Annotated in this window: 23 protein-coding genes, 1 rRNA gene and 1 riboswitch; of the genes, 8 read left to right on the top strand and 16 right to left on the bottom strand. The window is 69.9% G+C overall.

Annotated elements, in window-relative coordinates:
* Nucleotides 1-86 precede the first annotated feature (86 nt).
* Entirely contained in the window at nucleotides 87-698 is a 612-nt protein-coding gene (locus OG521_33505; protein WUW25412.1) for a TetR family transcriptional regulator, read from the top strand.
* 9 nt (nucleotides 699-707) lie between these two features.
* Here OG521_33505 and OG521_33500 read toward each other — a convergent pair whose 3' ends face one another.
* Nucleotides 708-1,241, bottom strand: a complete 534-nt coding sequence (locus OG521_33500; protein ID WUW25411.1) for a peptidase — start codon at nucleotides 1,239-1,241, stop codon at nucleotides 708-710.
* A 244-nt stretch (nucleotides 1,242-1,485) separates the two neighbouring features.
* Between OG521_33500 and OG521_33495 the strand changes: the two genes are divergently transcribed.
* Nucleotides 1,486-1,662 carry a hypothetical protein gene (locus OG521_33495; GenBank protein ID WUW25410.1) on the top strand — a complete coding sequence of 59 codons (177 nt, stop codon included), beginning with the start codon at nucleotides 1,486-1,488 and terminating at the stop codon, nucleotides 1,660-1,662.
* Between the two features lie 97 nt (nucleotides 1,663-1,759).
* The gene (locus OG521_33490; protein WUW25409.1) at nucleotides 1,760-2,191 is read left to right on the top strand and encodes an SRPBCC family protein; all 432 of its coding nucleotides are present in this window, start codon (nucleotides 1,760-1,762) and stop codon (nucleotides 2,189-2,191) included.
* A gap of 97 nt (nucleotides 2,192-2,288) precedes the next feature.
* Here OG521_33490 and OG521_33485 read toward each other — a convergent pair whose 3' ends face one another.
* A complete protein-coding gene (locus tag OG521_33485; GenBank protein WUW25408.1) occupies nucleotides 2,289-2,930 on the bottom strand; it encodes a PadR family transcriptional regulator in 642 nt (213 codons plus the stop codon).
* A gap of 197 nt (nucleotides 2,931-3,127) precedes the next feature.
* On the opposite strand from OG521_33485, the gene OG521_33480 reads away from it, so the two are divergent.
* Nucleotides 3,128-3,946, top strand: a complete 819-nt coding sequence (locus OG521_33480; protein ID WUW25407.1) for a PhzF family phenazine biosynthesis protein — start codon at nucleotides 3,128-3,130, stop codon at nucleotides 3,944-3,946.
* A 95-nt stretch (nucleotides 3,947-4,041) separates the two neighbouring features.
* On the opposite strand, the gene OG521_33475 is transcribed toward OG521_33480, so the two are convergent.
* Complete coding sequence (locus OG521_33475; GenBank protein WUW25406.1) at nucleotides 4,042-4,821, bottom strand: CPBP family intramembrane metalloprotease; 780 nt, start codon at nucleotides 4,819-4,821, stop codon at nucleotides 4,042-4,044.
* A gap of 184 nt (nucleotides 4,822-5,005) precedes the next feature.
* Here OG521_33475 and OG521_33470 point away from each other — a divergent pair, with 184 nt between their 5' ends.
* Complete coding sequence (locus OG521_33470) at nucleotides 5,006-6,793, top strand: substrate-binding and VWA domain-containing protein (protein WUW25405.1); 1,788 nt, start codon at nucleotides 5,006-5,008, stop codon at nucleotides 6,791-6,793.
* 107 nt (nucleotides 6,794-6,900) lie between these two features.
* On the opposite strand, the gene OG521_33465 is transcribed toward OG521_33470, so the two are convergent.
* Nucleotides 6,901-8,406 carry a glutamate-cysteine ligase family protein gene (locus OG521_33465; protein ID WUW25404.1) on the bottom strand — a complete coding sequence of 502 codons (1,506 nt, stop codon included), beginning with the start codon at nucleotides 8,404-8,406 and terminating at the stop codon, nucleotides 6,901-6,903.
* Nucleotides 8,407-8,886: 480 nt separating this feature from the next.
* On the opposite strand from OG521_33465, the gene OG521_33460 reads away from it, so the two are divergent.
* Together OG521_33460 and OG521_33455 are read left to right on the top strand one after the other, a co-directional pair.
* Complete coding sequence (locus tag OG521_33460; protein WUW25403.1) at nucleotides 8,887-9,480, top strand: hypothetical protein; 594 nt, start codon at nucleotides 8,887-8,889, stop codon at nucleotides 9,478-9,480.
* Between the two features lie 254 nt (nucleotides 9,481-9,734).
* Nucleotides 9,735-9,998 carry a DUF5999 family protein gene (locus OG521_33455; GenBank protein ID WUW25402.1) on the top strand — a complete coding sequence of 88 codons (264 nt, stop codon included), beginning with the start codon at nucleotides 9,735-9,737 and terminating at the stop codon, nucleotides 9,996-9,998.
* A 93-nt stretch (nucleotides 9,999-10,091) separates the two neighbouring features.
* On the opposite strand, the gene gcvP is transcribed toward OG521_33455, so the two are convergent.
* Nucleotides 10,092-12,974 carry an aminomethyl-transferring glycine dehydrogenase gene (gcvP, locus tag OG521_33450; protein WUW25401.1) on the bottom strand — a complete coding sequence of 961 codons (2,883 nt, stop codon included), beginning with the start codon at nucleotides 12,972-12,974 and terminating at the stop codon, nucleotides 10,092-10,094.
* Between the two features lie 193 nt (nucleotides 12,975-13,167).
* Nucleotides 13,168-13,265, bottom strand: a riboswitch (glycine riboswitch).
* Between the two features lie 113 nt (nucleotides 13,266-13,378).
* Between gcvP and OG521_33445 the strand changes: the two genes are divergently transcribed.
* The gene (locus OG521_33445) at nucleotides 13,379-13,747 is read left to right on the top strand and encodes a PRC-barrel domain-containing protein (protein WUW25400.1); all 369 of its coding nucleotides are present in this window, start codon (nucleotides 13,379-13,381) and stop codon (nucleotides 13,745-13,747) included.
* Here OG521_33445 and OG521_33440 read toward each other — a convergent pair.
* The 11 genes from OG521_33440 to rrf form a co-directional block, all read right to left on the bottom strand.
* Nucleotides 13,672-15,138, bottom strand: a complete 1,467-nt coding sequence (locus tag OG521_33440) for a DNA polymerase IV (GenBank protein WUW25399.1) — start codon at nucleotides 15,136-15,138, stop codon at nucleotides 13,672-13,674. The two genes, OG521_33445 and OG521_33440, sit on opposite strands and share 76 nt — an antisense overlap.
* A 93-nt stretch (nucleotides 15,139-15,231) precedes the next feature.
* Complete coding sequence (locus OG521_33435) at nucleotides 15,232-15,849, bottom strand: MerR family transcriptional regulator (GenBank protein ID WUW25398.1); 618 nt, start codon at nucleotides 15,847-15,849, stop codon at nucleotides 15,232-15,234.
* A gap of 166 nt (nucleotides 15,850-16,015) precedes the next feature.
* Nucleotides 16,016-16,489 carry a bifunctional nuclease family protein gene (locus OG521_33430; protein ID WUW25397.1) on the bottom strand — a complete coding sequence of 158 codons (474 nt, stop codon included), beginning with the start codon at nucleotides 16,487-16,489 and terminating at the stop codon, nucleotides 16,016-16,018.
* 53 nt (nucleotides 16,490-16,542) lie between these two features.
* Nucleotides 16,543-17,286 (bottom strand): MerR family transcriptional regulator, encoded by a 744-nt coding sequence (locus OG521_33425; protein ID WUW25396.1) that lies wholly within the window; start codon nucleotides 17,284-17,286, stop codon nucleotides 16,543-16,545.
* A 46-nt stretch (nucleotides 17,287-17,332) separates the two neighbouring features.
* On the bottom strand, nucleotides 17,333-18,121 hold the full coding sequence (locus tag OG521_33420) for an FHA domain-containing protein (GenBank protein WUW25395.1): 789 nt from the start codon (nucleotides 18,119-18,121) through the stop codon (nucleotides 17,333-17,335).
* 190 nt (nucleotides 18,122-18,311) lie between these two features.
* Nucleotides 18,312-19,010 carry a DUF881 domain-containing protein gene (locus tag OG521_33415; protein ID WUW26888.1) on the bottom strand — a complete coding sequence of 233 codons (699 nt, stop codon included), beginning with the start codon at nucleotides 19,008-19,010 and terminating at the stop codon, nucleotides 18,312-18,314.
* A gap of 95 nt (nucleotides 19,011-19,105) precedes the next feature.
* Nucleotides 19,106-19,438, bottom strand: a complete 333-nt coding sequence (locus OG521_33410; GenBank protein WUW25394.1) for a small basic family protein — start codon at nucleotides 19,436-19,438, stop codon at nucleotides 19,106-19,108.
* A complete protein-coding gene (locus OG521_33405; protein WUW25393.1) occupies nucleotides 19,435-20,358 on the bottom strand; it encodes a DUF881 domain-containing protein in 924 nt (307 codons plus the stop codon). The genes OG521_33410 and OG521_33405 overlap by 4 nt, the downstream gene beginning before the upstream one ends.
* 153 nt (nucleotides 20,359-20,511) lie before the next feature.
* The gene (locus tag OG521_33400) at nucleotides 20,512-23,007 is read right to left on the bottom strand and encodes a mannose-1-phosphate guanyltransferase (GenBank protein ID WUW25392.1); all 2,496 of its coding nucleotides are present in this window, start codon (nucleotides 23,005-23,007) and stop codon (nucleotides 20,512-20,514) included.
* Between the two features lie 113 nt (nucleotides 23,008-23,120).
* Nucleotides 23,121-23,729: a CDP-alcohol phosphatidyltransferase family protein gene (locus OG521_33395; GenBank protein WUW25391.1), complete on the bottom strand. Its 609-nt coding sequence runs from the start codon at nucleotides 23,727-23,729 to the stop codon at nucleotides 23,121-23,123.
* 153 nt (nucleotides 23,730-23,882) lie between these two features.
* Nucleotides 23,883-23,999 (bottom strand): 5S ribosomal RNA (gene rrf / locus OG521_33390).
* Between the last annotated feature and the right edge of the window lie 47 nt (nucleotides 24,000-24,046).

Genomic DNA, 24,046 nt, shown 5'->3' with positions numbered 1-24,046 from the left:
GGAATCCGCTCCATTCACTCAACGACTGTTGAGTGAATGACGGTACGAGCCGGTCCGCCATCGGTCAACAGCTGTAGAGTGAATCCGTGACCAGCCACCCCCTCTCCCGCGCGGACCGCCGCCGGGCCACCGAGGCGCGCATCCTCGACAGCGCCCGGGAACTGTTCGCGGCGAAGGGGTTCGACCGCACCACCATCCGCGCCGTGGCGTCCTCGGCGGGCGTCGACCCGGCCCTGGTGATGCAGTACTTCGATTCAAAGCGCGGGCTGTTCACCCGGGCCGTGCAGGCACCGCCCGCAGCTCAGGCGTCGGTGGACGGCGACGCACTGCTCGGCCATCTGATGGCCACCCTGGGCGTCAAGCTCGGCGGAATGCCCGACGGCACACTGGCGATGCTCCGCTCCATGCTCACCGACCCAGCCTCCGCCGAACACGCCCGCGAGACGCTCGACCGCCAGATCACCGCCATCGGTGACGCCCTGTCGGCCGACGACGGGGGTGGTGAGTACGGGGACGGCAGCGACGGCAGCGACGGCAGCGACGCGGAACTGCGCGCCGCGCTGATCGTCACCACGATGGTGGGCGTCACCATCGGCCATCAGCTCCTGGGCCTCGCCGCACTCCGGGACGTCCCCGCCGACCGTGTCACCGCCCTGCTGCGCCCGGCGCTCGACGCCCTCACCCGGCCGGCCGGCTGAGTCCGGCGGTCAGCCCCGGCCGGTGCCTTCCACGATCCGGTCCGCGAGCAGCGCCGCGTCGACCCCCGCCCGCTCCAGCACCTCGACCGCCCGGCTCTCCCGGTCCGCGGCAAGCGCCGCGAGCAGGTCGACGCCGCCCGCCCGTTCACGGCCGAGCGAGCGCGCCCGGCCGTAGGCACCCGCCATCGCGGACGCCGCGGCGGGCGACCACCCCTCGGCATCCGCCTCCGGCACCACCGGGACCGCGCCCGAGTCCTCGACCGCCCCCTGCCAGCGGAGCCCGTATCCGATGCTGCGCTGGACGAGGTAGCCGAGCACCCTGGCCAGCTGCGGTCCGCCGTCGAAGGCCTCGCGGACCCCGGGGTCGGACTCGATGAGGGAGTGCAGCAGATGAGCGGTGTCGATCTGCCGGTCACCGTCCCGCAGGGCACGCCTGCGGGCACCGCTCACCACGGCGGCAAGCTCCGCGGTGAGTCCGGCGTCGAACTCAGCACGGTGATTCGGTGCGGGCTGCTGAGGGATCCGCGGGGTCCGGTTCTGCACCCTTCCACCCCATCAGCCCCGAAGAGCCGGAGCGTCCCCGGAGAGTCCCATTGCCGCATCCCACCCGAGTTGGGCACAGAGGAACGATCCCTCCTCCTTACGGATGAGATCGCGCCGTTCCGGAACCTGATTCCGGCAAACGGCGCGCGCCGCCTTGCCATGCGCTCCCGCGGCAACCGGAAGCCTCCTCCGGGGCGTCCCACAGCCCGGAACACTGTTGCGGCGGCAGGAGGGGGTGCCGGAAGTGAGCTGGCTTGTCTCGCTGCCGGCGCTCGACGGGCGCGACTACGTCTACCGGGTCCACGCGCCGCCCGACGCCCTGCCCGCCGACCTCTTCTGGGCGGCGTTCCACTGCCACGACGACGGACCGCACCCCCGCGCGTCCGACCGGTTCGACGCGGCCCTGATCTGGCGGACCTGACCGGATCCGGCAGATCTGACGATTCATCAGTATTGAATGTTCCGGCCGCTGCGGCTACGTTCCGCGACACCGTAACCCGTCGAGAAGGGGTGGTCGCATGGCCGAAGTCAGTGCAGAGGCGCGTATAGAGGCACCGGCCGAGAAGGTCTGGGCGCAGCTGACCGACTTCAGCGCGTACGCGGAGTGGAACGCCACCCACACCAGTTTCCCCAAGGGTGGTCCGGCCACGCTCGAACTCTCGGCGACCTACGAGGAGAACCTGAAGCTGATGGGCTTCCCGGCCGAGGTGACCTGGACGGTCTCGGAGCTGGAGGCCGGCCGGCTGCTGACGACCACGGGCAAGGGCCCGATGGGGGTCAACCTGAAGATGCGCTACGCACTGACCCCCGACGGGGAGGCCACCGCGGTCCGCATCGACGGCGAGTTCACCGGCGCCGCGGTCTCGCTGATGGCGGGCAAGCTCAAGGACTCGGCCACCGCGGCGCTCGTCGAGTCGCTGCGCAAGCTGGACGGTCTGATCGTCGCCTGACCGGGGCCACAGCGGCCCCCGGCAGCACGAAGGGCCCCGCGGCACTGCCGCGGGGCCCTTCGGTACACCTCTGCGCCGGGCTCTCCCACCGCGGGGCTCAGCCCTCGTCGGCGAGGATGAGGTAGAGCTTCTTGCGCGCCTCGTTGATGACGGTCAGCGCCTTCTCGCGCTGGTCGGGCGAGCCGGTCTTCCAGACCTGGCCGAACGCCTCCATCAGACCGAACCCGGCCTGCCGGATCTCGTTCATGCCCTCCCAGTCGACGCCGCGGCCGGCATCCTCCCAGGGCGCGTCAGGGCCCGACTCGGCCTCGGTGCGGCCGGCCTCGGTCAGCGTGAACAGCTTCTTGCCGCCCTCGCTCTCGCTGACGATCAGACCCTCGTCCTCCAGGAGCTGGAGGGTCGGATACACCGAGCCGGGGCTGGGCCGCCAGGCCCCACCGCTGCGCTCGCCGATCTCCTGGATCATCTCGTAACCGTGCATCGGCCGGTCCGTCAGCAGCGCCAGGATCGACGCGCGTACGTCACCGCGGCGCGCCCTTCCCCGTCCGCCGCCCCGGCCGCGTCCGCCCCCGAAGGGACCGCCGCCACCGAAGGGACCGCCGCCGAAAGGCGGTCCGAACTGCCCGAAGGCCGCCCGGCGGCCCTCGAAGTCGCCCCGCTCGCCCCGACCGGGACCGAAGGGGCCACGACCGTGTCCGTGCCCGTGCTCATGTCCGTGCTCATGTCCATGTGAACGCATGACTGCACTCCTTCTCATCTTGATCACTTGTCTGTCGCAGCACGGCTGATGGCCGTACCGCCTATCGCTGTACTGTCGCGATGCGTCAACGATATATCGGAACCGGTCGCCTGGCAAACACCTTCGCCGGGATTTCCGAGCCGCCGACCCGGAATTGGCCTTGGCCTGCGGCTTCGCCCCGCCCCTACGGTCGGCTCATGAGGATTCGTATCGTCGACGCGTTCACCGACCGCCCCTTCGCCGGCAACCCGGCGGGAGTCCTGCTGCTGGGCCCGGAGGGCTTCCCCGAGGACAGCCGGCTCCAGCAGATCGCCACGGAGCTGAACCTCTCCGAGACCGCGTTCGCCCACCCGCTGCCGCCCGGCGGTACCGCGGACTGGGCGCTGCGCTGGTTCACCCCGTCCACCGAGGTCGACATGTGCGGCCACGCCACCCTGGCCACCGCCCACGTCCTGCACACCACGGCGACCGCGACCGGCACAGTGCGCTTCGCCGCCCGGTGCGGGGTGCTCACCTCGACGACGGCTCCGGACGGCTCGATCTCCCTGGACTTCCCCACCGCCCCGCTGACCCCCGACACCCCGCCGCAGGGCCTGGCCGCCGCGCTGGGCGCCGAACCGCTCTCCGTGCACGACACCGGTCCCCATGTGGGCGACCTGCTCGTGGAACTGGCCGACGAGGCCGCCGTACGGGCGCTCGCCCCGGACTTCGCGGCCCTGGCCGCACTCTCCCGGCGAGGGGTCATCGCGACGGCCGCCGCCGCCCCGGACCGCGGCTACGACTTCGTCTCCCGCGGCTTCTTCCCCGCCGTGGGCATCGACGAGGACCCGGTGACGGGCAGCGCCCATACCGCCCTCGCTCCGTTCTGGTCGGCCCGGCTCGGCCGCGACGAGCTGACCGGCCTGCAGGCGTCCGCCCGGTCCGGACTGGTCCGCACCTCGCTGCGCGGCGACCGCACCCTGCTGACGGGCCGCGCCGTGACGGTCGTGGACGGCGAACTGCTGGTCACCCTGTGACGGCAGAAGTGGGCGCACGGCTCGTCCCGTGACGACCGGAGGGGGTGTGCGGTACGAGCCGCACACCCCCTCCCGTCACTCACCCCGCACCGGGCTCACGGCGTGGGCAGCCAGCCCACCTTCCCGGCGAGCAGCGCGTAACCGACGAACGCGCCGATGTCGAGCAGGGCGTGCGCGGCGACCAGCGGCCCCACCCGCTGCCAGCGGCGGTACAGGAGCACGAAGACGACGCCCATCACCATGTTCCCGATGAAGCCGCCGATGCCCTGGTAGAGGTGGTAGGAGCCGCGGAGCACCGAACTGGCCACCAGGGCGGCCATCGGGGTCCACCCCAACTGCCCCAGCCGGCGCAGCAGATACCCGACGACGATCACTTCCTCCAGCACGGAGTTCTGGATCGCCGACAGGATGAGGACCGGGTACTTCCACCACACCTCGGGCAGCGACTCGGGCACGACCGTGAGGTTGAAGCCGGCCGCCCGGGCCACCAGGTAGAAGGCCAGACCGGCGCTCCCGATCCCCGCCGCCACCAGCGCGCCGCGCCCCAGGTCCGACATCGGCCGGGACCGGTCGAAACCGATGACCCGCAGCCCCGCGCCCTCCCTGATCAACAGATGCGCCACCAGCGCGACGGGCACCAGCGCCGTGGTGATTCCGAAGAGCTGCCAGGCGAGATCAAGCCAGGGGCGTCCCGGCGCGTAGGAACTGTTGAGGGTGGCCGCCTGATCCTTCAAACCCCCTGGTTTCGTCAGGGATCCGACAAAACTGATCAGGGCAGACACCCCGCTGGCCCCCAGCGAGAGAGCCAGAACCAACACCGTCTCGGACCGCAAGATCCGTCGTGACACGGCCTCCTGAGGAAAAGAATCAGCCACGCGCCCCGCCTCCACCTGTACACCTGCCCTCAGTTATGCATTCACGTCCCAAGCCGCCCCGCACCCCGCTAGGGTCTCGAATGCAGGTACGAAGATCATGCGCGACAGGCCGGGGGACGAGCACCATCGCCGATGGTGTGGTCCCCCTTTTCCTTGTTCATCCTCAAGGAGGGGCACCACCGACATGGGACGTCACAGCTTGCCGGACGACTACGCCGCGGACGGAAGCGGGGACCGCCCGCCGCGCCGCCGTCGTACCGTAGCCATCGCCACCATGCTCGTTCTCGCGGTGGCCGCGGGAACGGCGGTCGCGGCACAGGGCGGCCTGCTGTCGTTCTCGAAGTCCTGCGAGGACACCGCCGTACATCTGACCATGATGACCTCCCCGGACATCGCGCCCGCCGTGCGTGCCGTCGCCGACAAGGCACGCAAGGACGACCTGAGATCCGACGGCCACTGTGTGGACGTGGACGTGGTGGCGCGTGACTCGTACAAGGTCGCGGACGCCCTCGCCCGCGGCACCCGCCCGCCGGACTACCAGATGTGGCTGCCCGACTCCGACCTCTGGCTGAACAGGGCGAAGGGCAACGGGGACGCCGTTCCGATCACCCCGGGCGACTCCGTCGCCACCTCACCCGTCACCCTCGCCATGGTGCCGTCGGCGGCCAAGACCCTCGGCTGGCCGGAGAAGCAGTACTCCTGGGCTGAGCTGACGGCCGCGGCGATGGAGTCCGACAAGGTCCGTCTCGGCTCGGCCGACCCGGCGCGCAGCGCCACCGGTCTGCTGGCGCTCACGAGCATCGGCATCTCCTCCGACAAACTGGGCGGGGACAGCGACACCAGGGCCGCGGCGACCGCGAAGCTGCTCGCCCAGCGCATGTCGGACGGCGACACCCAGGTCGTCGAGACGCTGCCGCAGGACAGCTCCGGCGCCGAGCAGGGCAACCCGTCACGCAACCAGGCGGTGCTGCTCTCCGAGCAGGCCGCGTTCGCCCACAACGCCGAGTCGACGGACGGCGGCAAGCTCGACCTCTTCTACCCCAAGGACGGCACCCCGCTCCTCAACTACCCGTTCACCCTGGTCAACGAGGAGGAGCAGACCACCGACGAGAGCCGGGCGGCGCTTCGGTTCATGACGCTGCTGTCCGAGGACGCCTCGCAGCGCACCCTGCAGGAGCACGGCTTCCGGACCGTCGAGGGCACGGCGGACGAGACCCTGACCGCATCGGCCGGCGCCAAGTCCCCACAGCCGTACGAGACTTCTCCCGGCACCCCGCCCTCGGACGAGGTGCTGCAGGAGACGCTCGGCATGTGGACGATCACCGTGCAGAGCGCGCGGCTCACCACCGTCGTCGACGCCTCGGGGTCGATGGCCACGATCGTGCCGGGCCGCAACCAGTCCCGGATGGACGTCACCAAGGCGTCCCTGATCCAGGCGCTCAACCAGTTCACCCCGAACGACGAGATCGGACTCTGGGAGTTCGCCACCACCCTCGACGGCGAGAAGGACTACCGCAGCCTGGTGGCGACCGCCCGGCTCGGCGACGCGGCCAAGGGCGGCGGCACGCACCGCGAGAAGCTCGCCGCGGCGTTCGCGGCGCTGAAGCCCGTGCCGGACGGCGCGACGGGTCTGTACGACACCGCGCTGGCCGCCTACAAGGAGGCGCAGCGCACCTATGTGAAGGGCAAGTTCAACGCCGTCGTGATCCTCACCGACGGCTCGAACCAGGACGAGCGCTCCATCTCGCGCTCCGCCCTGATCGCCGAGCTCAAGAAGATCGCCGATCCGGAGCGCCCGGTGCCGTTGCTCGCCATCGCGGTGGGTCCCGACGCCGACCGCGACGAGGTGAACGAGATAGCGAAGGTGACCGGCGGCGGCGGGTACCAGGTCAACGACCCGGCGGAGATCCAGGCCGTGATCCTGCAGGCCGTCATGACGGCCGGGCAGAGCGGCCGCGCCGGGGAGGAGTAGGACCGGTGCCGCCGGAGCCATGCGGGCGCGGCCGGCCCCGCCCGCATGGCTCCGCTCAGTGACCCGGGATCCCAGGCGGCCCCATCGTGCGGGAACGCCCGCCGGCCTCACTCGCCGGGAACGCCCGCCGGCCAGCTGTGCACGGGCTCACCGGCCTGCATCAGCTCGGTGTACCGCCGGGTCATGGCGGCGAGCGCCTCACCGCGTCCCAGCCCGGACTCCCGGGCCCGGTGGTAGGCGTCCGCCTGCCAGGACGCCCCGTTGGTCCGCCGCCGGCAGCGCTCCTCGATGATCCCGAGGTAATGGTCGCGGTCCGCGGGCTCGATGTTCCAGGCGTCGAGCCCCGCGGCGGCGAGCGGCAGCAGTTCGTCCCGGACGAGCTTGACGGCCGGTACGCGGGTCAGTCCGCCCGAGCGGCCCGGCCTCGGCCAGAGCAGTTCGGCGTCGATGCCGTGGCGGCAGGCGGTCTCGAAGTTCTCCGCGGCGGCGGTGAACGGCATCCTGGTCCACACCGGACGGGACTCCTCGGCGAGCGCCCGGACGAGTCCGTAGTAGAGCGCCGTGTTGGCGATCACGTCGGCGACGGTCGGGCCCGCGGGGAGCACCCGGTTCTCCACCCGCAGGTGCGGTACGCCGTCCGCGAGCCCGTAGACCGGGCGGTTCCACCGGTAGACCGTGCCGTTGTGCAGGACCAGCTCCTGGAGCCCCGGCACCCCTCCCTCGTCGAGCACCCGCAGGGGGTCCTCGTCGTCGCAGATGGGCAGCAGCGGGGGGAAGTAGCGGAGGTTCTCCTCGAAGAGCTCGTACGCCGAACCCGCCCACTTCTCGCCGAACCAGGTCCGCGGCCGCACCCCCTGGTTCTGCAGTTCGGGCGGCCTGGTGTCCGTGGCCTGCTGGAAGAGCGGCGGCCGCGACTCCCGCCACAGCTCGCGGCCGAACAGGAAGGGGGAGTTGGCGCCCAGCGCCACCTGCACCGCGGCCACGGCCTGGGCGGCGTTCCACACGTCCGCGAAGCGTTCCGGCGTCACCTGGAGGTGCAGTTGCACGGAGGTGCAGGCCGCCTCCGGTGCGATCGAACCGGAGGTGCAGACCAGTCTCTCGACGCCTTCGATATCCAGGGAGAAATCCTCGCCGCGCGCTGCCACCATTTGATCGTTGAGCAGCGCGTAGCGGTCCACGTCGGAGAGATTGGACCGGACCATGTCCTCACGTCCGAGCGTGGGAAGTATTCCGATCATCAGGATCCCGGCATCGACCTCGGCGGCCTTCCGGTCGGCATATCCGAGGCCGGTCCGCAACTCCTCGGCCAGCTGATCGAGAACACGCCCTGACAGATTGTGGGGAACTATGTTCACTTCGAGATTGAACATCCCCAGTTCCGTCTGGAAATCCCGGCTCGCGATGCGGTCGAGTACCTGCCCATTCAACATCTTCGGCATACCGTCGGCCCCGGCCAGATTCAGCTCGATCTCCATGCCCATGAGATTGCGCGGCCGGTCGAACCTCCGCTCCGCCAGGAGCCTCTCCAGTCCCTCCAGGCACTGATGGAGCTTCCGCCGGTACTTCAGCCGATCGGACAGGTCAAAAGCGCCCGCCACGACCTTCTCCCCCATCGGGGTGTCCCTCCTCGAGTGGGCGGCCCGCGGCCCAGGCCGCTCGCGTCACGGTCGATAATGCCCAGGCAGAGTGATCCATAACGCCCCACGGCCGCCGCGTAGCCGCTAATCTGATGACTGTGGCCCGCGGCACATTCACGCGGCATGGTTGGGTGCGCAGTTTCCCCGCACGTGCTCCGGGAAAGCACCGGTACGTTTCAGCCTACCGCTGTACGGGAAAAACCCGAGGCGGTGGCTGCGCCGCTCGCACCGAATCAGCATAATCTCCGCATAATTAAGTCCGGATACCGCCTTGCCGGCAATAGCCGTGGCGGCTAGTGGAAACACCGCGTGAACACGTGTCGTATAAACTCCGCGGACGAGGCAGAGAGTTGACGCACCGGCCCAGTCACCGGCCTCCTCTGGCCCCGCACGCCGACAGCGCCGTCTGCACCCGCCCACGCTCCACCGTGTCTCCGAAGTGAGAGGCGACCCACTATGCCGCTGCACGTTCCCCCTGCTCCCGCGCCCGCGCTGAGAAGCGTTCTCGCGGCGCTCGGTTCACCGACCGCGGTCCGCGAGGCCCGTACCCCCGGCCTGCGGTCCGTCCAGGGACCTCTGAGCCCCGAACATCCGCTCCCCGTCCATGTACTGGACCGCATCGGACCGGACGGGCTCGCGCCCACCACCCGGCTCGCCGCATGGCGCTTCCTGATCAGCAGCACGGAGCGGCCGGTCGCCGCGGCCGACACGATGCTCACCCCCGACGGCTGGACCTTCTCGCACTTCTTCGAGGGCCCGTACATCGCCTCGACCGAACTCGCCCTGCGCCAGGCGGACGCGTCGGTCACCCCGTACCAGCCGAGGCTGCTGTCCATCCCCGAGCTCTACATGCTGGCCCTGTGGCTGCACGGGGACACCGAGGCCGACGCAGCCGGCGGGTCCCCCGCGCCGGCCGATCTGCTGGTCCCCCTGGCTCCCGCCCCACCGGGAATCGCGGCACACCGTCCGCACCGGGTCGCTGATCTCCTTCCCGTGATCACCACCCGCATCGCACCCGGTCCCGGCCCCCTGCTCGGTTCACCCGCCTGATTCGGCTCCACCACGTGCGCTGTGCCCCGCCACCGGCTCCGGTGGCGGGGCACAGCGCCTCGGGGGCGGCGGGTGCCCATCCGGACTAGCCCTATCCGGCCACCCCGAACCACCCGAAGTGACAGTGCAGTTGCGTTGAACCGTCCGGGCGGGTGATGCGTCATGAGAGGAGAGGAAGCGCTGCGGCGAAATCCCTGCGGATTGACGCCCGTGGGGCAACACTGGGACCGGACCGATCGATACGGGGGGCGGCCGTGAACACCTCTTCAAGCCGCAGGACACTCGACTCTACGCAGCGAAAGAACCCATCCATGTGCCAGCACCAGCCACCCTGTCCGACAGCCGACTCAGCCGACCGGGAAGCCGCCCGTCTGGTGGCGCACCATCCGGAACAGGGCTGGAGCCTGCTGTGCAACGGCGTCCTGCTCTTCGAGGACACCGGTGAGCTGCTCCCGGACGGGCAGATCATCGCCCCGCACCGGCCGCTGGGAACGGGCCGGGTGGTGAAGGCGGCCTGAGCCGCCGGTACGGAAAGGGGCCGGCCCGGAGAAGTCTCCGCACCGGCCCCCACGCATGTCCGCGTCACGCCGCCGTGTTCCGGCGTCCCACGGTCAGTTGTCGTACTCCTCCAGCGGCGGGCAGGAGCAGACGAGGTTGCGGTCACCGAACGCACCGTCGATCCGGCGCACCGGCGGCCAGTACTTGTCGGCGACCGGGACACCGGCCGGGAAGACGGCCACCTCGCGGCTGTAGCCGTGGTCCCAGTCCCCACCCAGCGCGGCCGCGGTGTGCGGGGCGTTGACCAGCGGGTTGTCGTCCGCGGTCCACTCGCCCGAGGCCACCTTCTCGATCTCGCTCCGAATGGCGATCATCGTGTCGCAGAACCGGTCGAGCTCCGCGAGATCCTCGCTCTCGGTCGGCTCGATCATGAGCGTCCCCGCGACCGGGAACGACATGGTCGGCGAGTGGAAGCCGTAGTCGATGAGGCGCTTGGCGACGTCGTCGATGCTGACGCCGGTCGCCTTGGAGATGGGCCGCAGGTCCACGATGCACTCGTGCGCGACCAGGCCGGCCGGGCCATTGTACAGGATCGGGTAGTGCGGCTCCAGGCGCTTGGCGACGTAGTTGGCCGCGAGCACGGCGACCTGGGTCGCACGCTTCAGGCCCTCGCCGCCCATCAGACGTACGTACGCCCACGAGATCGGCAGGATGCCGGCCGAGCCCCACGGGGCGGCCGAGATCGGCCCGACACCGGTCTCCGGACCCGCGGCGGGCTGCAGCGGGTGGTTCGGGAGGTACGGCGCCAGGTGCGCGCGCACCCCCACGGGGCCGACACCGGGGCCGCCGCCGCCGTGCGGGATGCAGAAGGTCTTGTGCAGGTTCAGGTGCGAGACGTCGCCGCCGAAGTGCCCCGGCTTGGCGAGGCCGACCAGCGCGTTGAGGTTGGCGCCGTCGACGTACACCTGGCCGCCGGCGTCGTGCACCTCGGCGCAGATGTCGGCGACGTGCTCCTCGAAGACACCGTGGGTGGACGGGTAGGTGATCATGAGCACGGCGAGCTCGTCGCGGTGCTGCGCGATCTTGGCGCGGAGGTCCTCGATGTCGACCTCGCCGTCGTCGGCGGTCTTCACGACGACGACCTTCATACCGGCCATCACGGCGCTCGCGGCGTTGGTGCCGTGGGCGGAGGACGGGATCAGGCAGACGGTACGGCCCTCGTCACCGTTGGCGCGGTGGTACGCGCGGACGGCCAGCAGCCCCGCGAACTCGCCCTGCGAGCCGGCGTTCGGCTGGAGGGACACCGCGTCGTAACCGGTGACCTCGGCCAGCCGCTCCTCCAGCTCATGGATGAGCGTCAGGAAGCCCTCGGCCTGCTCGGCCGGCGCGAACGGGTGCAGCGCACCGAACTCGGGCCAGGTGATCGACTCCATCTCGGCGGTCGCGTTCAGCTTCATCGTGCAGGAGCCGAGCGGGATCATGCCGCGGTCCAGCGCGTAGTCACGGTCGGCGAGCTTGCGCAGGTAGCGCAGCATCGCGGTCTCGGAACGGTGCTGGTGGAAGACCGGGTGCGTCAGGATCGTGTCGGTGCGCAGCAGCCCCTCGGGCAGCGCGTCGGCGGTCGTGTCGTCCAGCGCCTCGATGTCGCCGTCGGCGCCGAAGGCCGCCCAGACGGCCGCGACCTGCGCGCGGGTGGTGGTCTCGTCGCAGGCGAGCGAGACGAGGTCGGCGTCGACGAGCCGCAGGTTGACCCCGCGGCCACGGGCGTCATCGACGACCTCCGCGGCCCGGCCCGGAACCCGGACGGTGAGCGTGTCGAAGTGGGCGCCGGTGACCACGTCGACACCGGCGGCACGCAGGCCCTCGGCGAGGATCGCGGCGTAGCGGTGCGTGCGCCGGGCGATCGTCCGCAGCCCCTCGGGGCCGTGGTAGACGGCGTACATGCCGGCCATCACGGCGAGCAGCACCTGCGCGGTGCAGATGTTGCTGGTGGCCTTCTCGCGGCGGATGTGCTGCTCGCGGGTCTGCAGGGCCAGCCGGTAGGCCTTGTTGCCGTCCGCGTCGACGGAGACGCCGACCAGGCGGCCCGGGAGGCTGCGGGCGAACTTCTCGCGGACGGCCATGAAGCCGGCGTGCGGTCCGCCGAAGCCCATCGGGACACCGAAGCGCTGGGTGGTGCCGACGGCGATGTCCGCGCCCAGGTCGCCGGGCGAGGTGAGCAGCGTGAGCGCCAGCAGGTCGGCGGCCACGGTGACGATCGCGCCGAGTCCGTGGGCCTGCTCGATGACGGGCTTGATGTCGCGTACGGCACCGGAGGCGCCCGGGTACTGCAGCAGCACGCCGAAGACGCCGCGCTCGGCGATCTCGGCCGGGATGCCGTCGCTGAGGTCGGCGACGACGACCTCGACGCCGGTCGGCTCGGCGCGCGTCTCGATGACGGCGACGGTCTGCGGCAGGGAGTCCGCGTCGACCAGGAAGACGCCGTTCTTCACCTTGCCGACGCGCCGCGCCAGCGCCATGGCCTCGGCGGCGGCGGTGCCCTCGTCGAGCAGCGAGGCGCCGGAGGTGGGCAGCCCGGTGAGCTCGGCGACCATCGTCTGGAAGTTCAGGAGGGCTTCGAGGCGGCCCTGGGAGATCTCCGGCTGGTAGGGCGTGTACGCCGTGTACCAGGCGGGGTTCTCCATCACGTTGCGCAGGATCACCGGCGGGGTGAACGTGCCGTAGTAGCCGAGCCCGATCATCGGGGCCAGGACCTGGTTGCGGTCGGCGAGGAGGCGCAGCTCGGCGAGGACCTCGGCCTCGGTCCGGGCGTCCGGCAGCCGCAGGGCCTCGGCGCTCTTGATCACATCGGGCACCGCGGCGGCGGTCAGCTCGTCGAGCGAGCCGTAGCCGACCTGGGCGAGCATCTTCGCCTGTGCCTCGGCATCAGGACCGATATGACGCTGCTCGAACGGGATGCCCTGTTCCAGCTGGGAGAGCGAAGTGCGGGGGGTCATGATGGAGGCCTCCTGGTCTGTCACGACCTGCGAGGGGCACCACGGCGCGGGGTGCCCGAACGGCCTCCCCCTCTGTCATCTCAACCTGAGAGCTTCACCGGTGCCCGCGGGGCGCACCGGCTTTCACCGTCGGTGAGGACGGGGTCCGGCCCGGCCGTGGCCGCGCGAAACCCGCCCTGCTTTCCAGAGTGACCTCGTCCGTGCGGTACGGGGGCCTGAGAGATTCCGGGGAGGATTTGCTCCTTCGGCGCCTGCCGGAATTTCTCCGGAGGACTCTCCCGCACGGGGTCAGCAGCCGACACCAGCGTACCAGCGGGGTTCCCGGCGCATTTCTCGAGTGGCCGACGCCACGGATCTGCACTTCTGTAGTGCCTGTGGAGTAGTCGCGACCAGTGGGAGGGACCGTGCAGACCGACATCGATCCGCGCAGCCTGATCGGCCGCAAGGCGTTCGACCGCAAGGGCACCAAGATCGGAACCGTGGACGAGGTGTACCTCGACGACGCGACCGGTGTGCCGGAGTGGGCGGCCGTACGCACCGGACTGTTCAGCCGGGACGCGTTCGTCCCGCTGGAACCGAGCGAGTTCGTCGAGGACGCCCTGCGCATCCCCTTCGACCGCGCCCTGATCAAGGACGCACCCGACTTCGGGGTCGGCCGCCATCTCTCGCCGGAACAGGAGCTCCAGCTCTACCGTCACTACGGTCTGGACTCGGCGCCCGCCGAGAGCGCCCCGGACCGCGACTTCGGCAAGCTGGCCGGCCAGGACGAGTAGTCCACCGGGTTCCGTACGAGCGGCAGCGGGTCGGCCGGCTGCAGCTCCGGATCATCGATGCGGAACGTGCGGACCCGGCCGGGCGCCGATTCCGGCTCCTCGAACCGCACGGTCACCCGGCCGACCCCGCTCCCCTGCACCCAGCCGTGCCCGTGGGTGTCGTGCCGTACGTCGTGTCCGGCCGGCCAGCGCCGTGCGGCGAGCTGTTCGGCGCTCTCCTGCGCGGTCTCCTCGTGCGCGGCCCCGGCCGCTTCCTCGGCGGTGCCCGTCCCCGCGTCGGCCGGCTCCTCGGGGGCCACGGCGGCGGCCGCCCGCTCGTCGGCCGCCTGCGCGAACAGATCCTCCTGCGTGAAGTCGGCGAGCCCGGTGACACCGACGCCCAGCAGCCGTACGCCCCCGGTGGTGTCCACGGACTCCAGGAGCCGCGCCGCGGCCTCCCGGACCACCGTGGGGTCGTCTGTGGGCCCGCGGAGGGTCTCGGAGCGGGTGAGGGTGGAGAAGTCGTACCGCCGCACCTTCAGCACCACCGTGCGCCCCGATCGACCCGCGGCCCGCAGCCGCTGGACACAGCGGTCGGCCAGCCGCTCCACCTCGGTCCTGACCCGGACCCGGTCGTGCAGATCGGTGTCGAAGGTGTCCTCGACCGAGACCGACTTCGCGTCGCGCTCGGCGACGACGGGCCGGTCGTCGTGACCGGACGCCATGCGGTGCAGGGAGCTGCCGTGCGCCTTCCCCAGCAGGCGGACGAGCTCCGCCTCCCCCGCTTCGGCCAGGTCGTCGACCGTCGTCATGCCGGCACGGCGCAGATGGTCGGCGGTGGCGGGCCCGACACCGGGCAGGGTGCGCACCGGCATGGGAGCGAGCAGCTCCCGCTCCGTGCCCGGTTCTATCAGCAGGATCCCGTTGGGCTTCGCCTCCTCGGAGGCGATCTTCGCCAGCATCTTGGAGCCCGCGAGACCGACGGAGCCGCTGAGCCCCGTGACCGCCTCGATCGCCTCGCGCAGCTGCTCGCCGATCGCCAGGGCCGAGGCCGTGTCGTCGGCCGTGCCGCCCGCCTCCAGGTCCACGAAGGCCTCGTCCAGGCTGAGCGGCTCCACCAGCGGGGACAGCCGGCCGAGCAGCTCCATCACCTGTTCGCTCACCGTGCGGTAGAGCGTGAAGCGCGGCACCAGGTAGGCCGCGTTCGGCGCCAGCCTTCTGGCCTGTGCCATCGGCATCGCCGAGTGCACCCCGAATCGCCGCGCCTCGTAGGAGGCGGTGGCGACGACCCCGCGCGGCCCGAGCCCGCCCACCACGACAGGCTTGCCGCGCAGACTCGGCTTCGCCGCCTGCTCCGCAGAGGCGTAGAAGGCGTCCATGTCGAGATGCAGGATGGTGGGCGCGGCTCTCACATCAATCGATGTTGCCCTACAGCACTGACAGTCGCCGCGTAGCAACGGCGGCCACGCCCCGGATTCCGGGGCTGGCCGCCGTTGTCACCCGGTTCAGCCCGCCCGATTGCGCCGGCGGGCGAGCTCGTCGGTGGGGTTGTTGCCGACGAGGGTCTCGCCGGTGTCCACGCGCTCCCCGTGCAGCTGCGACAGCGCGGCGTCCACATCACGCCACACCACCCCTACGGCGATGCCGAAGACGCCCTGTCCCCCTTGGAGCAGGTCGACCACCTCGGCGGGCGAGGAGCACTCGTAGACCGTCGCTCCGTCGCTCATCAGCGTCATGCGCTCGAGATCCTGGAATCCGCGGGCCCTCAGGTGCTGGACCGTCGTGCGGATGTTCTGAAGCGCCACCCCGGTGTCGAGGAAGCGCTTCACGATCTTCAACAGGACGACGTCCCGGAAGCTGTAGAGACGCTGTGTGCCCGACCCGTAGGCCGGACGGACGCTCGGTTCGACCAGCCCCGTGCGCGCCCAGTAGTCGAGCTGCCGGTAGGTGATCCCCGCCGCCGCGCACGCCGTCGGCCCGCGATAGCCGATGTCGTTGGCCGATGTCATGCCGCCCCCCGCCACCGCATCCGGCGCAGCCGGCTGCCTGATGGTGTGGCCGGCTGTACTCCCCTGCTGCGGATACGGCCCGCCCGCTGCCGTACCGTCGCCGCTGCTGCTCACGCCGACCTCCGTCCTTGACCTGCCCACTCGAAGGTAGGCAGTCACCCGGGGTGCGTCAACGATCGCCACACTCGGCACGCCGAGTGATAATCACCCTGAGGGTGGTTTCCCGTGACCCGCGACCGGGAAAGGCTTGTCGGATGCGCCGGTGGCTCCCCTCAGGACGTCACTGACTGTTCGTACCGAAGTCCTCCGGCGAGATCTGGTCGAGGAACTCACGGAACTTCTCCACCTCGTCCTCCTGCTCGTCGGGGATGGCGATCCCCGCATCGTCGAGGACCCCGTCACTGCCGTAGATCGGCGTACCGGTGCGCAGGGCGAGGGCTATGGCGTCGGAAGGCCTCGCGCTCACCTCGACCCCGCTGGCGAAGACCAGCTCCGCGTAGAAAACCCCTTCGCGGAGGTCCGTGATCCGGACCTCGGTGAGCTCCTGGCCGACGGCCTCGAGCACATCCTTGAAGAGATCATGGGTCAGCGGCCTGGCCGGAGCCATGCCCTGCTGAGCGAAGGCGATCGCGGTCGCCTCACCAGGACCGATCCAAATGGGGAGGTACCGGTCGCCTCCCACTTCACGCAGGAGCACGATCGGTTGGTTGGAGGGCATTTCCACCCGGACACCCACAACGTCGAGCTCGTTCACACAGCAACCCTAGGACGTGCTCGGCAGGTTTGGGTAGTCGGGCTCCACCCGGATCAGTGGAGACGGATCCGGAGAGCGGTCTGCACGAGGGCCGAATGCAGCCGGACGGAGAGCTCCGCCAGCTCCTTCGCGGTGGCCTCGGCATGCGCTCTGGTCTGCGGATTCCGGTGCCGGCGCAGGGGCGCGACGACCTGTTCGATCAGCCCCGCCTCGCGGTCCGCGGCCGCGCGCATCGCCCGCAGATGCCGCGGTTCCAGACCGAATCGCCCCAGATCCGCCACAAGCCTGGCGACGGTGACCGTCTCGGCGTCGTAGCCGCCCTCGGCCGCCGGTGCGACCAGGCCGTACGACTCCCACGCGTCGAGGTCACTCTCGGTCACCTCGGCGGCGGCGAGGAGCTCCGCACGGCCGATACGGGCCGCGGTGACCCGGTTGGGCCCACCCGTCCAGCTGCCGTCGGCCAGGTCCCGCTCGCCGCCCGGGGACGGCAGGGTCACCTGTTCGCCCCGCGCGAGGGCGTCCAGGTGCTCCCGGATGACCCTCAGCGGCAGATAGTGGTCCCGCTGCATGCGCAGCACCTGAGCGAGCCGCTCGACGTCGTCACGGCGGAACTTCCGGTAACCGGAAGGCGTCCGCTGCGGCTCGACGAGCCCCTCGGCCTCCAGGAAGCGGATCTTGGAGATGGTGACTTCGGGGAACTCGTCGCGCAGCTGGAGGAGCACCGTACCGATGCTCATCGGGCGGTCGTCCGCGGTGGCGGTGCCGTGTCCGGCACCGCCCGTCGGTGTTCTCAGCATGGCCCTTCCTGGGGGTCCTCCCCCGACGGAGTCAGGAGGGGGCGGGTCAGATGCCGCGCTGGCTCGCGTAGAAGACCAGCCGGTACTTGCCGATCTGCACCTCGTCGCCGTTGGACAGCGCGACGGAGTCGATGCGCTCACGATTGACGTAGGTGCCGTTGAGGCTGCCGACATCCCCCACCGTGAAGCTGCCGTCGGGACTCCGGCGGAACTCCACGTGCCGACGCGACACCGTCACGTCGTCGAGGAAGATGTCGCTCTGCGGGTGGCGGCCGGCCGTGGTCAGCTCGCTGTCCAGAAGGAAGCGGCTGCCCGAGTTCGGCCCCCGTCGCACGACCAGCAGCGCCGAGCCGAGCGGCAGGGCGTCCACCGCCGCCTGGGCCTCGGGCGAGAGGGACGGCACGGACGTCTGTCCGGTCGCCTCCGCCTCGTAGGCCTCCAGGCCCGAGATGGAGATGGTCGACGTCGTCTCCGAAGCACGCTCGGGCACTCCGCCCCGCAGCGGCGCACCGCAGTTGGAACAGAAACGGCTCGCCTCGGCGTTGCGGTGCCCGCACCTCGTACAGACCGGCATGGACGAAGCCTCCTGCCTCGGGGCGAACCCTCCACCCGTACTTGAGGTTGACGGTTCTCCGAAACCTATGCGGCCGGGACCGGCAGGGTCAACAGACGACGCGCCGGAACCACCCGAATTGTCACCCCCCGGACCTGCCACCTGGTCCCGGAAGAGGGGGCGCTCGCCGCCCGTCTCCTCGGTCTGGCCATGGCGCGGTGCGCGATGGCGTGCGGCCTCATCGCGAGCGCTCTTGCCGAACAACTTCCCAAACAACTTCACGGGCGATTCCCCTTGACCGAAACAGACCCGCCCGTGGGGCAGGACGAACCCTGAATGAACACACCTGCCGACCCGGACATCTTCACAACGTCCGTATCCACTCGACAGTTTCCACCACGCACCACCATTACGATGCGGCGACCCCCCGCAACCTCCTGCCCGTGTCCCCCGACGTCCACGCGTCCCCGGTTCACTGCGCCGACGACCGAGCGTAGTCAGGCCGCTCCGCCGGTCGCAAGGCGTCCACGACAATGTCGTCGGACTGCGTCACGTGCACGGTGGCCTGCTCCTTCTCCAGCGTCTGCACCACACCGCCGGGGATGTTCAGCGCCGGTTCGAGATCCTGCGGCTTGCCGATGACCTTGAAGACGTACGGGGCGGAGATCTTGCGGTCGTCGACCTTGACGGCACCTCCGTCGCCGGAGAAGTACGTGTTGGCCACCACGCGCACACCGTTGACCTCGATCGCCTCGGCACCCGCCGCCCGCAGCTCCTGGAGCGCGTCGAGCAGCATGTCCGCCTGCACCGCGTCTCCGGGATCGTTGATCGTGAGCGTGATGCCGGGGCCGTGGACCGCTACGGTACCCGCGAGGATGCCGAGTTGGCGCTCCTTCTCCACCGTCTGCTTGCGCGCCTCCTCCGCCTGGTCGGAGCTGTTCTCCAGCTCCGTGCGCTGGTCGTCGAGGCGCTGCTTCTCGTCCTCCAGCCGCTGCGTGCGGTCGTCCACCTCGTCGAGGATGCGGACCAGGTCCTCCTGCCGGGCGCCCCGCAGCGCACTGTTGTCGCTGTTGGACCGCACCTGGATGGCCAGTCCGAGGCCGAGGACGAACAGCAGGACCGCGACGATGAGTTGGGCACGGGTGACCCGGGGCGGCCAGATCCCCGCCATCAGCCGCTGGCGCCCGGTGAGCTCCTGGGGAGCGTCCGCGGGCTTCTCGCCGGTCTCGTCCCGGCCGCCGTCGTATGCGTCGTTGCTCATCGGCGTCAGGCCCGGAAGACGTGCCGGCGGATCGCGGCGGCGTTGGAGAAGATGCGGATACCGAGGACGACGACCACACCGGTGGAGAGCTGCGCTCCGACTCCCAGCTTGTCGCCCAGGAAGACGATCAGTGCGGCAACGACGACGTTCGAGAGGAACGAGACCACGAAGACCTTGTCGACGAAGATCCCGTCGAGCATGGCCCGCAGGCCACCGAAGACAGCGTCGAGTGCGGCCACGACGGCGATCGGGAGGTAGGGCTCGACCACCGCCGGCACTTCGGGCCGGACCAACAGTCCGACCACGACTCCCACGACGAGGCCCAGTACGGCGATCACGATGTGCCCTTCCCTGTCTGTGCCGCACCACTGCCGGTGTCTGCGGCCTTGTAAGGCTCTGCTGTCCGTACGATCAGGCTCGGGGCCGCCGGGAGGCTGACCTTCTCCTGGACGGAGATGCTGGTCCTGATGTCGAAGGTGTCCTTCAGCGACTGCAGGTACTGGCCGTCGGCGCTGTCCTGGAAGGCGGCGCTGAGCTTCTTCCCGTCCCCCACCGCGAGCACCGTGTACGGCGGCACGAGCGGTTTGTTGTCGACCAGTATGGCGTCGCCCGCCGCGCGGATCGCCGACAGGGCGGTCAGCCGCTGCCCGTTGATGGCGATGGCTTCGGCGCCGGACTGCCACAGGCCGTTGACGACCCGCTGCATGTCCCGGTCCCTGACCCGTCCCGTGTCGGAGAACCCGGTGGTCTCGCGCGGCCCGCCACCGCCCTGGTCGGTGTCCTTCGCGTCGTCGACGACGAGCTTCACGCCGGGGCCGTGCACCGGCGTCGCCCCGGAGAGCAGAGCCACCAGTTCGGCCTGGTCACCGCCGTGCTGCTCCAGCGCCTTGCGCTGACGCCTCCCCACGTCGTCGCGGACCTCCTCGACCTGCTTCTCGAGGGTGTCGGCCGCGGCCGTCTCCGCATCGATCCGGTCGATGAGCTCCTCGCGCTCCTTGGCCAGGACCGGCGCCGCGACCCGCGCCTGCGCAGCACCCAGGGTCACGACCAGTGCGGCGAGCACCAGGCAGGCCGCGAAACCGAGTTTCGCCTTGATCGTGCGGGGCATGCCCGTGCGTCCGTCGGCCTTGCGACGCGCCGCCGCCTCGGCGTATCCGTCGTCCAGGCTGTGGTCCATCACATTGGTCAGCAGCGACATGGACGCGTCCGGGCGCGCGGGCGGCGGGGAGGTACTCCGATCGGGGGGCTGCTGCGACATGCCGCACATCGTCGCATGTCGCGGCGGCTACCACCGAATGGCCCCACCGATGTGCGAGGGCAGGCCGAACGGTTCCGGCGGCAGCGCCGCGGGAACCGGAAAGCGTGCGGGTGCCGGGGCGGGGTCTCTCACCCGCCCCGGCACCCGGTCACGTCATTCGCCTGCGCTGTCGACGATCGCGGACCATTCGTCCAGGAGCGCCTGAGCGGAGGCGTCGTCGGGTCCTTCCGCCCACAGATGGGTGACCGCCTCGGCCCGGTCGGGCAGCACCATCACCCAGCGCCCGTCCGCCTCGACGACCCGTACACCGTCCGTCGTGTCGACGTTGCGGTCCCCCGCGGCCTCGACCACCCGGCGCATGACCAGTCCCTTGACGGCCCAGGGGGTCGCCACGTCGCGTCGCAGCACATGGGCGCGCGGGATCCGCGCGTCGATCTGGCTGAGCGTCAGCTGCGTCCTCGCCACCAGCCCGATGAGCCGTACGAACGCGGCGGAGCCGTCGAACACGCTGCTGAACTCGGGAACGATGAACCCGCCGCGCCCGTCACCGCCGAAGATGGTGCCTTCCTCACGCCCCACCCGGGTCAGGTCGTCGGGCGACGTCGTCGTCCACTCGACCTGGGTGCCGTGGTAAGCGGCCACCTGCTCGGCGACACGCGTGGTCGTCACGGGCAGCGCCACCCGGCCGCTGCGACGCTCGGCGGCGACGAGGTCGAGCATGACCAGCAGAGCCCGGTCGTCCTCCACGATCCGTCCCCGCTCGTCGACGAGCGAGAGCCGCTCGCCGACCGGGTCGAACCGCACCCCGAACGCGGCCCTGGCCGAGGAGACGATCTCCCCGAGCCGCACCAGTCCGGACCGCCTGGTCTCGGCCGACTCGGTGGGCCGGGACTCGTCGAGGCCCGGGTTGATGGTCAGCGCATCGACGCCGAGCCGCCCCAGCAGGCTGGGCAGCACAAGCCCGGCGCTGCCGTTGGACGCGTCGACGACGACCTTCAGCCCGGCGTCCGAGATCCCCGCGGTGTCCACGTTCCGCAGCAGGGATCCCGTGTACGAGTCGAAGACGCTGGACGGGAAGTGGAGGTCGCCGATCTCGCCGGGGAAGGCGCGGCGGTACTCCTGTCGTGCGTACACCCGGTCCAGCTTTCGCTGGCGGGCCTGTGAGAGATCCGCTCCCCGTTCGTCGAAGAACATGATGTCGACGGAGTCGGGAACGCCCGGCGAGGTGCGGATCATGATGCCGCCCGCGCTGCCGCGTGCGGTCTGCTGACGTGCCACCGGCAGGGGGACGTTCTCCAGGTCGCGCACGTCGATGGCGCTGGCCTGCAGGGCGGAGATCACCGCGCGCTTCAGCGCACGGGCGCCACGGGAGTGGTCACGTGCGGTGGTGACCGTCGAACCCTTCTTGAGCGTCGTCGCGTACGCGCCGGCCAGCCTGACGGCCAGCTCCGGCGTGATCTCGACGTTCAGGATCCCGGAGACGCCCCGCGCACCGAAGAGGTGAGCCTGCCCGCGCGACTCCCAGATCACCGAGGTGTTGACGAACGCGCCCGCCTCGATGGTCTTGAAGGGGTAGACGCGGACATTGCCCTGGATGATCGATTCCTCGCCGACGAGGCATTCGTCGCCGATGACGGCGCCGTCCTCGATCCGGGCCGCGCGCATGATGTCGGTGTTCTTGCCGATCACGCAGCCGCGCAGATTGCTGTGATCGCCGATGTACACGTTGTCGTGGACCACGGCCTTGTGGAGGAAGGCGCCGCTCTTCACGACGACGTTCGACCCGATGACCGTGTGTTCCCGGATCTCGACGCCGGCCTCGACCTTGGCGTAGTCGCCGATGTACAGGGGCCCGCGCAGGACAGCGTCGGGATGCACTTCGGCGCCTTCGGCCACCCATACGCCGGGGGAGATCTCGAAGCCGTCGAGCTCGACATCGACCTTGCGCTCGAGCACGTCCGCCTGGGCCTTCACATAGCTCTCGTGCGTGCCCACGTCCTCCCAGTAGCCCTCGGCGACATAGCCGTAGATCGGCTTGCCCTCCTTCATGAGCTGCGGGAAGACATCGCCGGACCAGTCGACCGATACATCGGCCTCGACGTAGTTGAAGACCTCGGGCTCCATCACGTAGATGCCCGTGTTCACGGTGTCCGAGAAGACCTGTCCCCAGGTGGGCTTCTCCAGGAAGCGTTCGACCTGACCCGCTTCGTCCACGATCGTGATTCCGAATTCCAGAGGATTGGGAACACGGGTGAGACAGACCGTGACGAGGCCGCCCTTTTCCTTGTGGAAGGCGATCAGGTCGGTGAGGTCGAAGTCGGTGAGCGCGTCACCGGAAATGACGAGGAAGGTGTCGTCCTTCAATGCCTCTTCGGCATTCTTGACACTCCCCGCGGTACCGAGCGGCTTCTCCTCGTTGGCGTAGGTGAGCTCCATTCCGAGCTCTTCGCCGTCGCCGAAGTAGTTCTTCACCAGGGAGGCCAGGAACTGGACGGTCACGACCGTCTCATTGAGCCCGTGCCGCTTGAGCAGCCGAAGCACATGCTCCATGATCGGCCGATTGGCTACGGGCAGGAGCGGCTTGGGCATGCTTGAGGTCATGGGGCGAAGGCGTGTGCCTTCACCACCTGCCATCACAACGGCCTTCATGTCGGAAACGTCCTCCTTGAAGAGACGACGGTCTAGCCGACTTCGCCCGTCGGGGCAGCATGTGTGTCATCAGCCGCGGGCCGGCCACGTTGCACGGCACCGCATCAACGAGCTCAATCGGCTACTGCATCCGCCTTGACCAGCCGGCGGACCTGAACCACGTAGAGGATCCCTGCCCACCAGTAGAGCGTTGTACCCCATCCTGCGAACGCCCATCCGAAAACAGTGGCCAGCGATGCCAGCCAACCACTTCCGTCACTGAGCAGCAACAAGGGGAATGCGTACATCAGGTTGAACGTGGCCGCCTTGCCCAGGAAGTTCACCTGGGGCGGCGGATAGCCGTGACGGCGGAGGATTCCCACCATCACGAGAAGCATCAGTTCACGGGCCAGGAGCGCGGCGGTGAGCCACAGCGGCAGGATCTCCCGCCAGGTCAGGCCGACCAGGGTGGAAAGAATGTAGAGACGGTCGGCAGCCGGGTCAAGGAGCCGGCCGAGGCTGCTGATCTGATTCCATCGGCGGGCGAGCTTACCGTCGAGGTAGTCGCTGACCCCGCTGAACATCAGCACCAGCAGCGCCCAGCCATCGCTCTGGGGCCCGCCGAACTCGGGGCGGAGAATCAGCCACAGGAAGACAGGCACGCCGACGAGGCGAGCCATGCTCAGGATGTTGGGGATGGTGAGGACCCGGTCCGTCTGAACGCGGGTCTCCTGGACCTCCACCCGGGGGCCTCCTGTGAAGAACGTGCCAATGATGCCCCCTGACCCTACCCTCAGCCCTGGCCAGGGGATGCACAGGGGTACCGGGAACATGGGCCCGTAAACGCGGAAAAGCCCCGTGCCACAAGGGCACGGGGCTCAACCATTCTAAAAGGAGTTCGGCGGCGTCCTACTCTCCCACAGGGTCCCCCCTGCAGTACCATCGGCGCTGAAAGGCTTAGCTTCCGGGTTCGGAATGTAACCGGGCGTTTCCCTAACGCAATGACCACCGAAACACTATGAAATTAACCAACACCGGAACAAAACACGGCCGTTCGTTA

This window comes from Streptomyces sp. NBC_01463, assembly GCA_036227345.1.
GTDB lineage: Bacteria > Actinomycetota > Actinomycetes > Streptomycetales > Streptomycetaceae > Streptomyces.
This window is presented reverse-complemented; position numbering and strand designations above follow the sequence as displayed.